We start from the raw sequence: 14,939 nt of genomic DNA on the forward strand, positions 1-14,939 counted from the left end.
AGGATACTTTTAAAATTCCATCATAGCTAATGAAAAGAAGGTTTTTCGCAAAGAATATAGGCTTGGCTACCATGAGTAGCATTTTGGGGGCTAAAATTGTCCAAGGTAATTTTATGCCTGAAGGATATACACCTCTTGGATTACAAGACCAAGACCCCTTTAGCCTTTTTGATAAGAACAAAGAAATGGTGGTATTAAATGATAAGCCATGGAATATTGAAGCTAAGGCCCATTTGTTGGATGATGCGATTACTCCTAATAAAAATATGTTTATTAGAAATAACGGAAAACTACCCGTAAACATAGACGCAGACTCATGGAAAATTACCTTTAACGGGGAGTCGGTTGTACAAGAAAAATCATTTAGCCTAAACGATTTAAAAAAACAGTTTAAACAGTACACCTACCAACTTACTTTAGAATGTGGCGGAAACGGACGGGCGGAATTTAATCCACCAGCTAAGGGAAATCAGTGGACCGTAGGCGCCGTACATTGTGCAAAATGGACAGGGGTTCGCCTTAAAGATGTATTACAGGCTGTTGGAATAAAAGATGATGCCGTTTATATTGGTTACCACGCCGCAGATGTACATTTAAGCGGTAACCCAGAGAAAGAGCCCATTTCTAGAGGTGTACCCATAGCAAAAGCCCTACAAGACGAAACCTTATTGGCTTTTAAAATGAATGGTGAGGACATACCTTTAGCGCACGGTTTTCCGTTACGTTTGGTTTGTGGTGGTTGGCCAGCATCTACCTCTGGTAAATGGCTTACAGAAATTAGTGTCCGTAACATTGTACATGATGGAGCAAAAATGACGGGTACCGCCTACCGCGTTCCCTGCAAACCAGTAGCGCCTGGTGCAAAGGTAAAAGATGAAGATATGTGCATTATAGAATCTATGCCAGTAAAGTCTTTAATTACCTATCCAAAAACAGGTGCTATGCTTAAGAAAGAACAATCATTGACCATTCGCGGTCATGCTTGGGCAGGTGAACTAGAAGTAGCTAAAATGGAATATTCTATAGATTTTGGAGCAACTTGGAAACTATGTAAGCTTAATAAACCCTCCAATAGATTAGCGTGGCAACATTTTTCTGCGATGGTAGATTTTCCCGAAACAGGTTACTATGAGGTTTGGGCAAAAGCCACGGATACCAATGGTGTAAGTCAACCCATGTTATTACCAGGCTGGAACCCCAAAGGCTATTTAAATAACGCTTGCCATAGAATTGCCGTAAAAATAGGATAATGGAGCAGCCCAATAAATTTAAAGAAAGTGCGGCATTAATTCGCAAGTTAAGCGTAACCCTATTTGTTTTCTTTATTGCTATTGCTGGAATTCTAGTTTACTTGATGGTTGACCCCAGTTTATCTGCATTTTCTTCTAAACCAGAGACTACGCTTACCGTATTAGAAACCAACGAAATTAAGGATGATTTTGATGCCATTGAAGATGGTATACATTTACGTACTGGATTTATTGCAGACGATGGGTTAATGACGGTGGTAAATAACTGTACCAATTGCCACTCCGCTAAATTGGTAACGCAAAATAGAATGACCAAAGAAGGTTGGTCAGCTACTATAAAATGGATGCAAGAAACCCAAAACCTATGGGATTTAGGGGACAATGAAGTTATAATTTTAAATTATCTGGCAAAAAATTACGCGCCAGAACAGAAAGGTAGAAGAGAAAACTTGACCAATATAGAGTGGTACACCTTAAATTGATGTAAGTGGAATACGTAGATGCGTTTTTAAACGCTATTAGTGGCACCTTTGATTATACTTTAAAAGCAATACTGTTTAAAGTACCATGGTATAAAAACTATTTTTGGGGCTTGGTGGTTATATCCATTGTAGTATGGATGTTAGAGATACTATTTCCATGGCGAAAAGACCAAAAAATAATACGTAAAGACTTTTGGTTAGACGCTTTTTACATGTTCTTCAATTTTTTCATTTTTGCTCTAGTTGTTAGTGGTTTTTATAAGGTTATAGAACTTGCTTTTGCCAAAGGGGGACTTACAATAGAAAGTCTAGCGGTAATAGATACTAGGAGCTGGCCCGTTTGGTCCCAATTGTTGGTGTTTTTTATTCTGCTCGATTTTGTACAGTGGTTTACCCATGTTTGCCTGCATAAATTTCCAATTTTCTGGAATTTTCATCAGGTACATCACAGCGTTAAAGAAATGGGGTTCGCTGCGCATTTACGATACCATTGGATGGAAAACATTCTTTATAAGCCATTAAAAACATTTGGCGTAATGCTTTTGGGCGGCTTTGAGCCAGAACAAGCCTACATTGTTCATTTTATTGCCATTACCATTGGCCATCTAAATCACGCCAACATCAAATTGAGCTATGGCCCCTTAAAATATATATTTAATAATCCCGTAATGCATTTGTACCACCATGCCTATACCCTACCAAAAGGTAGTTTTGGGGTCAACTTTGGGATTAGTCTAAGTTTATGGGACTATATTTTTAAAACCAATTACCTACCAGAAGATAGTGGTAATGTGCCATTAGGCTACCCTGGAGACGAAAAAATGCCCCAAAACTTTTTGGGGCAATTAACTCATGGGTTTAAAAAACAGAAATCTTAATTGGCCTGTATTAGCCTAACTAAATCTTGAGATTGTACCACCCCAGATTGTCTCCATAGCATTTCGCCATTTTTAAACAACATTAAGGTAGGCACCCCTTTAACTTGGTAACGAGCCGCCAAAGCCTGATTTTTATCTACATCTATTTTTACAATCTTAGCTTGTTCCCCAACTTGGTCTTTTACCTGCTTGAGTATAGGTCCCATGGTTTTACATGGCCCACACCATTCTGCAAAAAAATCGACCAAAACAGGTTTTTCACTTGCTACTATTTCATTGAAACTTGCCATACGTGTTTATTTTATCCAATCGTTATAACCACCTGTATAGTCGTAAATTTTAGTAAAACCTTGCTTTTTTAATAGTTGCGCCGCCTTATTGCTTCTACCCCCCATTTTACAATATAGGTATACCGGCTCTTCTTTATCTAAACCTTGAATTTGTTGAACAAAATCTGGACTGCCTACATTTATGTTTTTGGCATCATCTATATGTCCGACGCCATACTCTTGTGGCGTACGCACATCAATGAGTTGTACTTCCTTACCAATGGCATGGGTTTTTAAGAATGCCTTATCAACTTTAGTAACTACAACGTCATTGTTATCTTGGCAGGCACCTAGTTGTATAAAAGACAAAGCTGCACATAAGACTTTAAGGATATTCTTCATACGTCTATTTTATAGTTGTTGGGCAAACATAATCAGACACAGGAATTCCTGCCTCTTTAATAGCCTTAAATCCGCCAGCAACATCAATTAAATTGTGAATTCCTCTACTTTTTAGAATACTTGCGGCAATCATACTTCTATAACCACCGGCACAATACACATAAAATGTTTGCTCAGAAGGGAATTCTGCCAGGTGATTATTTAAGAAATCTAAGGGTGTTGCATGGGCATTTGGGATGTGTTCAGAAATATATTCTCCTGGTTTTCTAACGTCAAATACCGGTACATCTTCGGCCTCCATGGCCTCTTTTAGTGCGGTTGCAGGCACGGTACTTACCGTATCATATTCCATAGAGGCCTTTTTCCAGGCTTCAAAACCGCCTTTTAGATAACCTAAGGTATTATCAAAACCAACACGTGAAAGCCTTGTAACCACTTCTTCTTCCCTACCTTCTTCTACCACTAATAAAATAGGCTGTTGTACATCGCCAATCAAAGCACCCACCCAAGGCGCAAAACCGCCATCTATTCCTATAAAAATGGAGCGTGGTATGTGCCCCTTGGCAAATTCGTTTTGATGTCTAACATCTAAGACAATAGCACCGGTTTCGTTGGCCGCAGCCTCAAATGCGGTTGGTGATAACGCCTGGGTACCTCTTTCCAAAACCTCATCAATATCATCATAGCCTTCCTTGTTCATCTTAACGTTTAATGGAAAGTATTGTGGAGGAGGCAACAAACCTTCTGTAACTTCTTTTACAAATTCTTCCTTGGTCATATCTGCCCGCAGGGCATAATTCATCTTCTTTTGGTTCCCTAGCGTGTCTACCGTTTCCTTCATCATATTTTTACCACAAGCAGAACCGGCACCATGCGCAGGGTATACCACTACATCATCTGCCAAAGGCATTATTTTGGTACGCAAACTATCAAACAAAGTAGCTGCCAATTGTTCTTGGGTCATATCCGCAGCTTTTTGAGCCAAATCTGGCCTACCTACATCCCCTAAAAACAAAGTATCTCCACTAAAAATAGCATGGTCTTTTCCATTTTCGTCTTTTAGTAAATAGGTGGTACTTTCCATGGTATGTCCAGGTGTGTGCAAGGCTACAATGGTTACCTTGCCCAATTTAAACTCCTGATTGTCTTTTGCTATTATGGCATCAAACGTAGGATTGGCGTTTGGCCCATACACAATTGGAGCTCCCGTTTCTTTAGACAAGGTAACATGTCCGCTCACAAAATCTGCATGAAAATGGGTCTCAAAAATATACTTGATTTCTGCATTGGCCTTAGCCGCTCTATCCAAATATGGTTTTACCTCTCTAAGGGGATCAATTATAGCCACTTCGCCATCACTTTCAATGTAATATGCCCCTTGGGCCAAGCATCCGGTATATATTTGTTCTATTTTCATTGTAATTGTATTTAATACTCCAAAATTAAGTCTAAGTTTTTTCTTACGCAGTAACTTCTGTTACACAATTATTTATACTGCATAGACACCTTGTTCTGCATGGGCGATTTGCCCACATGTGCCAAACAATCTTCATAGGCTTCTGCCGTACGTACGTGGATATGGTCTGGCCCAATAACTTTGACCAAGCCACTTTTTACCAGAATATCACGTATGGGGCCTATGGCACCTGCAAGTTTAAAGGTGATTCCTTTTTCTTTTAGGTCGATGACTATTTTTTCTAATTCTGCGGCAGCAGTATTGTCTATATAATTCACTGGCTCCGCATTAAGAATAACATAACTCAGCGTTCCTTTTTTAAGGTGGATTTGTTTGTATAAGGCTGTTTTAAAATGTTGCACATTGGCAAAGAACAGCTGTGCATCAAAACGAAGAATCAGAATGCCGTTATCGCATTCCACATCTTCAGAAAAGCGCTCTACATTCTTAAAATAGTCCATCCCTTTTATTTTACCCAACACGGCTACGTGTGGTTTAGAGGTACGATATATTAATAGAAACAAGGAAAACAACACCCCAAAAATGATACCTTGGGCAATACCAACAAAAAGCGTAGTTACAAAGGTGACAATCAACAATATCAATTCGTCTTTTTGATGTTTGTACAGCTGCGCCGGATATTTTAAATCTAGTAAACCAAAAACAGCCACTAAAATAATGGCTCCAAGAATAGACTTAGGTAAATATTGAAAGTATGGCGTTAAAAACAACAACACCAAGCCTACTACCAAAGCACTGATAATAGATGCCAGTCCTGTTTTTGCACCTTCATTTACATTTACGGCGGTACGAGACATACTTGCGTTAGCAGAAAAAGATTGAAATAGTGCCCCAATAATATTACTTACCCCCAATGCTTTTAATTCTTGGTCTGGCACGGTATGGTACTCTTGGGTACGTTCTTCTACACCTTTGGCAATTGCCATTTCTTCTGCAAAAGCAATAAATGCCAAAGCCATGGCTAACGGAAATGCAAGTGTTAATTGTTCCCACGTAAAATTGGGCAAAGTAAAAGCGGGTAAACCATTAGGCACATAGCCCACAATGTTTACATCTGCCTCATTTACCATAAAAAGATAAATACCCACAATACCCAATACCACTACTATCATGGCAGAAGGCAATTTTCTATTCCATTTTTTTAACCCTACAATAACGAGCATGGCCGCAACACCAATGGTAAAATCATACCAATTTAGCGTATGTAAATTGGTAAACAACTGCTGTATGGTCTCTACTGTATTAGACGAAGAAACCTTTACCCCAAATAAGTGTTTTAACTGGCTTACCCCTATAACTATAGCTGCCGCAGAAGTAAAACCACTCACTACAGGCCTGGACAAAAAATTGGCTAAAAATCCTAGTTTTAAGAAGCCCATTGCCAATTGCAACACACCCACAAATAAGGCTATGAACAAGGCCATGGCTATATATTCTCCTTCTGTTGCCAATTTCATGGCAGATAAGCCAGAAGCCACAATTAGGGCATCCAAAGCTACAGGCCCAACGGCCAATTTTCTACTGGTACCTGTAAGCGCATATACCAAATTTGGAACTAGTGCGGTATACAACCCGTAGACCGGCGGCAAACCAACTATCATAGCATAGGCCATACCCTGCGGAATTAGCATTACACCAACGGTTAAGCCCGCTACTAGGTCTCCAGATAAATAAGACTTTTTGTAGTTGGGCAACCAATCTAGAATAGGAAAGTATTTTTTAAGCATCTACTAATCTATAAGTTGATGATTTCTATATGGCTTCTACTAAGTTTAATTTTACCCATGTTCTCCAACTTTTTTAGTAAGCGAGATATCACGACACGAGAGCTATGCAAATCATACGCAATTTCTTGATGGGTGTTGGTGATAATTGTACTGTTGTTTACCTCAGACTTTCGTACCAAAAAATCAATTAGCCGCTCATCCATATTCATAAAAGCGATACTATCTACTGTATGTAGCAACTCATTTAAGCGAGAATGGTAACTCTCGAACACAAAATTTCGCCATGTTTTGTACTTAGCGGTCCATTCTTCCATTTTGTGAATTGGAACCATAATAAGCTTGGCATCCGTCTCTGCAATAGCCCTAATGTTACTTTTTGCATCGCCTAGACAACATGCCATTGTCATGCTACAGGTATCTCCTTGCTCCAAATAATAAAGTAACAATTCATCACCTTCATCATCCTCTCTAAGTATTTTAATTACACCTTCTAAGAGCAGCGGCATATATTTTATGTACTGCCCAATATCCATCAATTGAAAACCGGCAGGCACTTCTTTAAAAGTCCCCACTTGGGCAATATCGTTTAACAAAGCTTGCTCAAACGTATTTCCAAAACTGGTATGTAATTCTTGTATCACAGTACGAATTTACACATTAACAATAGCAACTTTAGTAACTCTTGTTACATCTTGTTCAAGGTCTTTTGTAATGGCATATGATTTAGCCGTTTTCCCGTTAAACGATACACTGCATTGGCAATAGCGGCACCTATAGGCCCTAAAGGTGGTTCCCCCACTGGCCCAGGAACTTCACGACCTTGTAAAAGGGTTACGTTTATTTCCTTTGGTGCGTGTTTCATTAAAGCCATTTGGTAAGGTCCGTAAATAGTGGGCTGTAATTGCCCATCCACTACGGTCATCTCTTCAAAAAGCGAAGCACTAATGCCCATAATTATGGCTCCTTCGCATTGCGCTTTTACTTGGTCTGGATTCACTGCGAACCCTGGGTCTAAAACACAGGTTACTTTGTGTATTTTTATTTGCTGTTTTTCTATAGAAAGTGCTACCACTTGGGCACAAGGGGTACCTGCATCCGTAGAGGCGGCAAAACCCATGGCCTTACCATCGATCACCTTGTCCGTATAGCCCGCCTTTTCCGCGGCTGTTTCTATCACCTTTCGTAATCGTGCACCTGCGTCATCGTCCTTAATGTGTTCCAAACGAAAATCGACCGGGTTTTTCCCCGCCTTTTCTGCCAAGATATCCATAAAACTTTCCCAAGCAAAGGTATTGGCCAATAAGCCTAAACTACGCCACCAACTGGTAGCAAATGGGAGTTCTACATGCCAAGAGGTAGTTCTAATGTTGGGAATAGCAAAATATTGACAAAATCCGCCACGTATGGCCCCCACATCTGCGCCCAACATTTTGTTTAAAAATCCGGGTAATAAGGCTGAATCTATGGCTACATCTCCACTAGAGAAATCGTGCTGAATGCTTTCTATTTTGCCATTAGCCGTAAGTTTTGCTTTAAGTTGATGATGTGTAGGCGGCCTAAACATATCATGCTGAAACTCTTCTTTACGACTAAAAAAATATTTTACGGGTTTGCCAACCAATTTGGACATTACTGCCGCTTGCACTGCATGTGGCGTGTGTAACCGTCTACCAAAACCGCCTCCTAAAAAAGTGGGAATTATATTCACTTTATCAGTATCTAAATCCAATCGTTTTGCTACCTCCTTTTGGGTAATAGCTACTACCTGAGTAGATAAAAATAAAGTAGCACCATCATCGGTTACATGTGCTACCACGCCGTTAGGTTCTATCTGGGCATGTGCAGCTATTGGCGTGGTAAACTCCGCCTCTACAGCTACTTCTTCTAAGGCATCTCCCTTTTTCTGAATTAGCGTAGGATTGCCATTGCCCACTTTCATCTTGGCCTCAATATCCTTTAACTGCAACTGTGTAGGGGCATCCCAAGTTACCTTAATTGCCTGTTTTGCATTTTCGGCTTCCAAATACGAGTTGGCTACCACGCCCACAAAATCATCTTCCTGAATAATCTTAAGCACGCCTGGCATTGACGCTGCTTGGCTAACATCTGCACTTATAAATGTTGCCCCTATGTATTCTGGCCTTACCACCGTACCATACACCATGTCTGGCATGCTCGCATCCATACCAAAAATGGGTACTCCAAATACCTTATCCTCTAAATCTACCCTAGGTAAGGGTTTGCCAATTAGTTTATAATCCGATAGCTTTTTAAGTTCTGGGGTATCTACTTCTGGCCATTGGTTTACCTGTTTTGCCAAAGCCGCAAAAGTAAGTTCCTTCTTGCCAGCACTCACCTTCGTTTCTTCCATTACAACATCAGCAACAGCTACCTCCCACAGCTCTGCAGCAGCGGTTTTAATCATTTCTCGCATGGTTGCGGCAAGTTCCCGTAAGGGTTGCCATAAACTTGCAATAGAAGTACTACCTCCTGTAGCAAAACTATCCATATTACCAGTGATGGAAGGTGCGTGAACCACCTCTATACTAGATAAGGGCAATTCTAACTCATCTGCTGCCAATTGTGCCATACCCGTAAAGGTTCCTTGACCCATTTCTACCTTTGGAGAATATAGGCGAATTCTATTTTCTTCAGTCAGTTCAAACCACAAAACGGGTTCCATACCGCTACCTAAATAAGGAGAATCGGCGGAATTTGCATAAGCTAAAACCTGCCTACGAATAGGGTTGCGAAACAAGTACGTACCAACCGCTACAATGCCAGCCGTACCTAATGCTCCTCTTACCAAAAACTTTCTTCTAGATACCTTTGCCATACTATTCCTTTTCTTGTTCAGTAATTGGTAATTCACTATTCAGTGCTGCAGCTCTATGTATTGCCTTACGCATGCGATAGTACGTACCGCAACGGCATACGTTAATAATATTGTTGTCAATATCTTCATCTGTTGGCTTAGGCACTTTTTTTAGAAGCGCAGCGGTAGCCATCATAAACCCAGGCTGGCAATAACCACATTGCGGCACTACTTCTTCTATCCACGCTTGCTGAACAGGATGTGGATTTTCTTTTGTTCCTAGACCTTCTATAGTAGTTATGGTTTTTCCTTCTGCAAATTTTATAGGGTACGAACAAGAACGTACCGCTTGGTCATCCACCAAGAGCGTACAAGCCCCACAGGCAGCCTTTCCGCACCCAAACTTGGTACCTTTTTGGTCTAACACATCCCGAATTACCCATAATAGTGGGGTCATTTCGTCTTCTATTTGTACTAATTGCGGAGTGCCATTTACTATAAGTTGTATTTTCATTTGTTTTATTTTGTGGGTATTACAGCTCCGTCTGCGAACCATTTTTCTACAACTGCGATATATTCTTCCTTAGATAAGGGTGGTTTTTCTCGTTCTACACCGTTGGCATCCACCCCAGGATTCCATGCCCATAAAACCAGTGCATCTTTGGTAAGGTGTTCTACGAGCGCTTCATGATTTTTACCGCCGTTCGTTTCGGTGTTTAACAAGCGTTCCGCAATTTCTATTCTGGTTAATCCCTGCCACCCCATAGATGCTGGTGCTAGCCCCCAATGGGGTGCTCCTGGAACTCCTGAATAGGGATTATTTTCTTTTTGGTGACAGGTATGGCATTGGGTAGCTTCAAAACCATGGTCATCCGCACCTCTGGCCATATCAAAATGATGCGGCTGCCGTTCCATGCCTTGTTTGGGCAGGTTGTCTGTCGGGTGGCAGTTCATACAACGGGGATGGGTTAACACATCCATCAGTTGATGAAAAGTAGTCTCGTTAGACACTTCTACTGGCTTATCTATTGTTTTATAATTGCTTACGTGGACGGATGTATTAAGACCGAAGAGCATTCCCGTGAGCAGAACTAGCAGGAATAGTAAGGGGAGCGATTTTTTCATCCTTTCGTTTTTTCCAAGATACGAAATATAGCAAAGCCATACCTTTGCCGTTACAACCTAAACGTCTACTATTTTGATTAAAGAATTACAAGAACGAAGTGGTAACCAATGCGAACTTTGTGGTAGCCAAGATAATTTAGAACCTTATATTGTTGCTCCAAAAACAGGAAGCATTGCCGAGGAGTACGCCCTGCTCTGTGCTGTTTGCTCAAAACAATTAGACCAGCCAGAAACCGCAGACCCTAATCATTGGCGATTGCTAAATGATAGTATTTGGAACCCCAATGCAGCCGTGCAAGTACTTTCTTTTAGAATGCTACATCATCTTAAACACGAAGGCTGGCCCGTAGATTTATTAGATATGATGTATTTAGAGGACGATACCCGTAGTTGGGCAGAGGCTACATTACCCAATGAAAATGCTCTAGTACACAAAGACAGCAATGGTAATATTTTAGCTGTAGGGGACAATGTGGTTTTAATACAAGATTTAAACGTGAAAGGAGCTGGTTTTACCGCTAAAAGAGGTACAGCAGTGCGTAATATTTCTTTAGACCACGAGAACGAAACCTACATAGAAGGCAAAGTAAATGGGCAGCATATTGTGATACTAACGAAATATGTAAAGAAACTATAGACCATACTTTTATCATAAAAATAATTGGGATTACCATGTAGTATTTCTCTTATTTTATGGACGTAAACGACAAAAAAAATTGTTTTAAAAATATTTTAAAATAGCGTGGTCACGAACGTTCAAGCCTATTATATTTGTTAAAAGTACACTTATGAAACAGGTGAAAAATATTATCCTTACCGCACTAATTATTAGCGTTTTAAACGCTTGCAACACCAAAACTGAAACAAAAAATACAATAGAAGAAAAAGAACCTACCAGTATCATTTTTATGATTGGTGATGGTATGGGAGTACCCCAAGTCTCTACCGCTTATTACTTTGGGCAACAAGAGCCAAATTTTTCACAATTCAAGCAAATAGGATTTCACCAAACATCAGATAAAACCCATAGAATAACAGATTCTGCTGCCGGGGCAACGGCATTTGCCATTGGCGAGAAAACATACAAAAGGGCCATAGGGGTAAATGCAGACACCCTAGCAAAAGAGTCAATTTTAAAAAAGCTGCAAAAAAAAGGTTACAGCACAGGTCTAGTAAGTTTAACCTCTATAACACATGCCACACCTGCTGCTTTTTATGCCCATGTACCTGATAGGGATTTACATGAAGATATTGCACTTCAGCTTATGGATGCAGATATAGATTTCCTTGCCGGTGGCGGTAAAAAATTCTTTAATAAAAGAACTGACAATAAAGATTTATTTAAAGAGCTGCAAAATAAGGGTTACCATTTGGACACTACCAACTTAAGTGAGCCCCAACAAAACCAAAAGAGCGCTTTTATATTAGCCGAAGAAGGCCTACCGTCTAAAATAGAAGGCAGAAAAGACTACTTAAGTGAGGCAACCCTTAAAGCAATTACACATCTTGGCGCAACCAAGAAACCATTCTTTTTAATGGTAGAAGGCTCTTATATAGATTGGGGTGGCCATGCCAAAAATGATGAAATGGTGATAACAGAGGTCCAAGATTTTGATAAAACCCTAGGGGTGGTAATGCAATATGTAAAAGAAAACCCCAACACGCTATTGGTAGTTACTGCAGACCATGAAACCGGAGGAGTAAGTATTGGCAAATTTTATGAAACGGATACAGCAACGGGCGAGAATAAAGAGGTGCCAACAAAAGCTAAGGTGTACTTTAATACAGACCAACATAGTGGGGAGTTAATACCTGTTTTTGCTATGGGCCAAGGTGCAGAACATTTTCAGGGCATATACCAAAACAATGCTATTTTTCATAAAATGCTAAAAGTTGCCAGCTTGGATAAGCAATAAAACGATACAAACGTTTTTGAATATCTATATATTGAAACACACGTAGCTAACTATTAGCCAACTAATAGAACCATCCCTTAGAGATGGTTTTATTAATTCCTAAAACTAGTTTAAAAAGAAAAAGCCTCTCGATTTCTCGAAAGGCTTTCTATCATTAAGCTCCCCCTCTTGGGGTGTAATTGTGGTTTTGAAATTAATCGAAGTAAACCCCTATAAATCATATATAACTTATTATTCAGGTCTTTATAATTGTATATGATTGTTAATTATTGCATATAATTTTAATATTGTTGGATATATTGTTGGATAAATAATGGCAAAAAGATAATTTGCAATTATTCTATGTTTTATCAATGGCAAATATCAAATACTACCCTTACAAAAAATCAGGTACATGTAAAGTATACTTACGATTAAGTATTGGCAGACATAAGGACTTTAGACTATCTACGGGATTAACTATAAAAGAGGCTAAAGATTGGAATGAGAGCAAAAATTTACCTAAAACAAATTCAGCCCATAATAAAAGCCTTAAAAATCGTCTGAATGACCTTACTAAAGCAATTGAAGAGTTTATTGATGAGGTTGAAAAAGCTGAAAACAAAAGTATTTTAGACATTGAAAGTAAAGAGTTGAAAAAATTGATTCAACATTTCAATAATCTTGAACCTACAAAAGAGTTCGATTATTTAATTCCCTTTGCAAAATGGTATTGTGAGGATTTAAAAAAACGAACATATATCAGAAATAACGTAAAATCATATTTCAAGCAAAATACAATTGATAAGTACTTAAACTTTTTGAAAGTACTCGAGAAATATCAAAACCATTTAGGAAAAAGAATTAAGATTAAAGACGTTAATAATGCCTTTGCCAATGATTTACTAGACTTTCTTACCGATGTTGAACCAAAAAGCATAAATACTAAGGGAAGGTATATAAAACGTTTAAAAACTATAATTAAGGACGCACAATTAAACGGTTACCAAGTTGACCCAGACTATTTGAATATTAAAGGATTTACAGACGAAAATATAGTAACCTATTTAACTTTTGAAGAGATAGATAAGATTATAGATAAGAAAATGCCAACGGAAAGACTGCAAATAGCAAAAGATTGGTTTATCATATCGTGTTTTACCGCGCAAAGGATATCTGATTTACATAGGTTTACAAAAAACAACATTCAAAAAATTGATGGAGGCGATTACATTGTATTAAAACAGTTTAAAACAAATAAAAATCTCGAAATACCAATACACCACATAGTAAGAGATGTTTTAAAACGACATAATAACGACTTCCCTCCTAAATTTACAGATAATGAGCAAAGCCAAAGAAGCCTATTAAGTTCTTTGATTAAGGAGGTCTGTCGTATTTCAGGAATACGAGAAAAAGTAAAAGGAAGATATAATGGAATAAAAGGAACTTACCCAAAGTATAAATTAATTAGCAATCATACAGGTAGACGTTCATTTGCTTGTAATTTTTATAATAGCGGAAATTGGACAACACAAGAAATAATGAATATAACAGGGCACGTAAACGAAAAGAACTTTCTAACTTATATTGATAAGTCTGACTCCACACTAAGCCGAATTGCAAGGTCTAAATTCGATGAAATGGAGAAAAAATATTTAAAGAATAAAGAGTCCAAACTTAGGGTTATATAAAAATCCTCAATTGGTTAGTTTCTAAATCTAGTAACTTTAATATTCTTTCAAACTAAACCATTTAAAATGCTAAAACCCAATTTCTATATCCCAAAATATGATTTCTTTATAAGTGATATAATAGAAGAGGTTAATGATTATATAACAAACACTTTTTTCAACAAAATAGAGGAATTAAACCTTGAATTAAAATTCATAATAGAAAAGCAAGAAAAATTAAACTATCTACATACATTCATTGGTGAACAAAAGAATAAAGTTGAGATAAATAAATTTTCAAAATCCCGTAATGGATTACAATATAAAATTGATTTAGAAAGAAGAAAGGTATTTATTACCCAAAATAGCCTAATAAATTGCTGTGCTTATTATGATATTAATTCGAGCCAAAATGTTATAAGCCTTTTAGGAAAAGAATTAATGCACAACGAATATCACGTTGACTCTTATAATTTAATTGAAATAGATGATTGCGAACGTTATACCTCAATTTTCTTTAAACTTTACAGCCCACTAATTAAAAATATTTCAAAATATATTTTACTAGATTATGTAATTGATTACTCTAAAAATATAGGGCACATTCACTCCAACAATGTAGTACTTGAAGAGAAAAAACCCAAAACAAATTTACCTTATCAAATTGCCTTATTGAACGAACTTGGATTTTTCGAAAATGAAATCATAAAAAAAATTCCCAAACAAAAACAGTATCAACTAATAAGCAAATTGTTGGGCACTTCTGAAAGGCAAGTAAAAGGAAACGTATTGGTCTTAAGTCCTATTAGTAGGGAAGACCGCATGAGATACACCTCATATGCATATATAGATTCTGTAAAAAAATACATTCAAAACATATTGAAATAAATCACTGGGAGCATTTACAGGCGTACACCCACCTATTAAATGAATTGATATTTGAGCA

General features: G+C 38.2%; 15 protein-coding genes. 7 read left to right on the plus strand and 8 right to left on the minus strand.

The window, feature by feature from the left end:
- Nucleotides 1-29 precede the first annotated feature (29 nt).
- From BUL40_RS00210 to BUL40_RS00220, 3 genes are read left to right on the plus strand one after another with little or no spacing between them, the layout of a single operon-like run.
- The gene (locus tag BUL40_RS00210) at nt 30-1,250 is read left to right on the plus strand and encodes a sulfite oxidase (RefSeq protein ID WP_080317599.1); all 1,221 of its coding nucleotides are present in this window, start codon (nt 30-32) and stop codon (nt 1,248-1,250) included.
- The gene (locus tag BUL40_RS00215; protein WP_080317600.1) at nt 1,250-1,732 is read left to right on the plus strand and encodes a monoheme cytochrome C; all 483 of its coding nucleotides are present in this window, start codon (nt 1,250-1,252) and stop codon (nt 1,730-1,732) included. Before BUL40_RS00210 ends, BUL40_RS00215 begins: the two co-directional genes overlap by 1 nt.
- Nucleotides 1,733-1,737: 5 nt before the next feature.
- Nucleotides 1,738-2,610 (plus strand): sterol desaturase family protein, encoded by an 873-nt coding sequence (locus BUL40_RS00220; protein WP_080317601.1) that lies wholly within the window; start codon nt 1,738-1,740, stop codon nt 2,608-2,610.
- Here the strand turns inward: BUL40_RS00220 and trxA are convergent.
- From trxA to BUL40_RS00260, 8 genes are all read right to left on the minus strand, one after another.
- Nucleotides 2,607-2,900, minus strand: coding sequence for a thioredoxin (gene trxA, locus BUL40_RS00225; RefSeq protein WP_080317602.1), 294 nt, complete (start codon nt 2,898-2,900; stop codon nt 2,607-2,609). The two genes, BUL40_RS00220 and trxA, sit on opposite strands and share 4 nt — an antisense overlap.
- A 6-nt stretch (nt 2,901-2,906) precedes the next feature.
- Nucleotides 2,907-3,281 carry a rhodanese-like domain-containing protein gene (locus tag BUL40_RS00230; protein ID WP_080317603.1) on the minus strand — a complete coding sequence of 125 codons (375 nt, stop codon included), beginning with the start codon at nt 3,279-3,281 and terminating at the stop codon, nt 2,907-2,909.
- Between the two features lie 4 nt (nt 3,282-3,285).
- Entirely contained in the window at nt 3,286-4,698 is a 1,413-nt protein-coding gene (locus BUL40_RS00235; protein ID WP_080317604.1) for an MBL fold metallo-hydrolase, read from the minus strand.
- A gap of 68 nt (nt 4,699-4,766) precedes the next feature.
- Nucleotides 4,767-6,485: a SulP family inorganic anion transporter gene (locus BUL40_RS00240; RefSeq protein ID WP_080317605.1), complete on the minus strand. Its 1,719-nt coding sequence runs from the start codon at nt 6,483-6,485 to the stop codon at nt 4,767-4,769.
- Nucleotides 6,486-6,493: 8 nt separating this feature from the next.
- Nucleotides 6,494-7,126 carry a Crp/Fnr family transcriptional regulator gene (locus BUL40_RS00245; RefSeq protein WP_010518973.1) on the minus strand — a complete coding sequence of 211 codons (633 nt, stop codon included), beginning with the start codon at nt 7,124-7,126 and terminating at the stop codon, nt 6,494-6,496.
- 44 nt (nt 7,127-7,170) lie between these two features.
- Nucleotides 7,171-9,321: a xanthine dehydrogenase family protein molybdopterin-binding subunit gene (locus BUL40_RS00250; protein ID WP_080317606.1), complete on the minus strand. Its 2,151-nt coding sequence runs from the start codon at nt 9,319-9,321 to the stop codon at nt 7,171-7,173.
- A 1-nt stretch (nt 9,322) separates the two neighbouring features.
- Nucleotides 9,323-9,814, minus strand: coding sequence for a (2Fe-2S)-binding protein (locus tag BUL40_RS00255; RefSeq protein WP_080317607.1), 492 nt, complete (start codon nt 9,812-9,814; stop codon nt 9,323-9,325).
- Nucleotides 9,815-9,819: 5 nt separating this feature from the next.
- Nucleotides 9,820-10,425: a hypothetical protein gene (locus BUL40_RS00260; protein ID WP_080317608.1), complete on the minus strand. Its 606-nt coding sequence runs from the start codon at nt 10,423-10,425 to the stop codon at nt 9,820-9,822.
- A 73-nt stretch (nt 10,426-10,498) separates the two neighbouring features.
- Here BUL40_RS00260 and BUL40_RS00265 point away from each other — a divergent pair, with 73 nt between their 5' ends.
- The 4 genes from BUL40_RS00265 to BUL40_RS00280 all read left to right on the plus strand — a co-directional run bounded on the left by BUL40_RS00265 (nt 10,499) and on the right by BUL40_RS00280 (nt 14,881).
- Nucleotides 10,499-11,062, plus strand: a complete 564-nt coding sequence (locus BUL40_RS00265) for a PhnA domain-containing protein (RefSeq protein ID WP_010518969.1) — start codon at nt 10,499-10,501, stop codon at nt 11,060-11,062.
- A gap of 151 nt (nt 11,063-11,213) precedes the next feature.
- Nucleotides 11,214-12,341 carry an alkaline phosphatase gene (locus BUL40_RS00270; RefSeq protein ID WP_080317609.1) on the plus strand — a complete coding sequence of 376 codons (1,128 nt, stop codon included), beginning with the start codon at nt 11,214-11,216 and terminating at the stop codon, nt 12,339-12,341.
- 353 nt (nt 12,342-12,694) lie between these two features.
- A complete protein-coding gene (locus BUL40_RS00275; RefSeq protein WP_080317610.1) occupies nt 12,695-14,014 on the plus strand; it encodes a phage integrase SAM-like domain-containing protein in 1,320 nt (439 codons plus the stop codon).
- 66 nt (nt 14,015-14,080) lie between these two features.
- Nucleotides 14,081-14,881 carry a hypothetical protein gene (locus tag BUL40_RS00280; RefSeq protein ID WP_080317611.1) on the plus strand — a complete coding sequence of 267 codons (801 nt, stop codon included), beginning with the start codon at nt 14,081-14,083 and terminating at the stop codon, nt 14,879-14,881.
- The last annotated feature ends 58 nt before the right edge of the window (nt 14,882-14,939 follow it).

The organism is Croceivirga radicis (assembly GCF_002072105.2).
Classification (GTDB): Bacteria; Bacteroidota; Bacteroidia; order Flavobacteriales; family Flavobacteriaceae; genus Croceivirga; species Croceivirga radicis.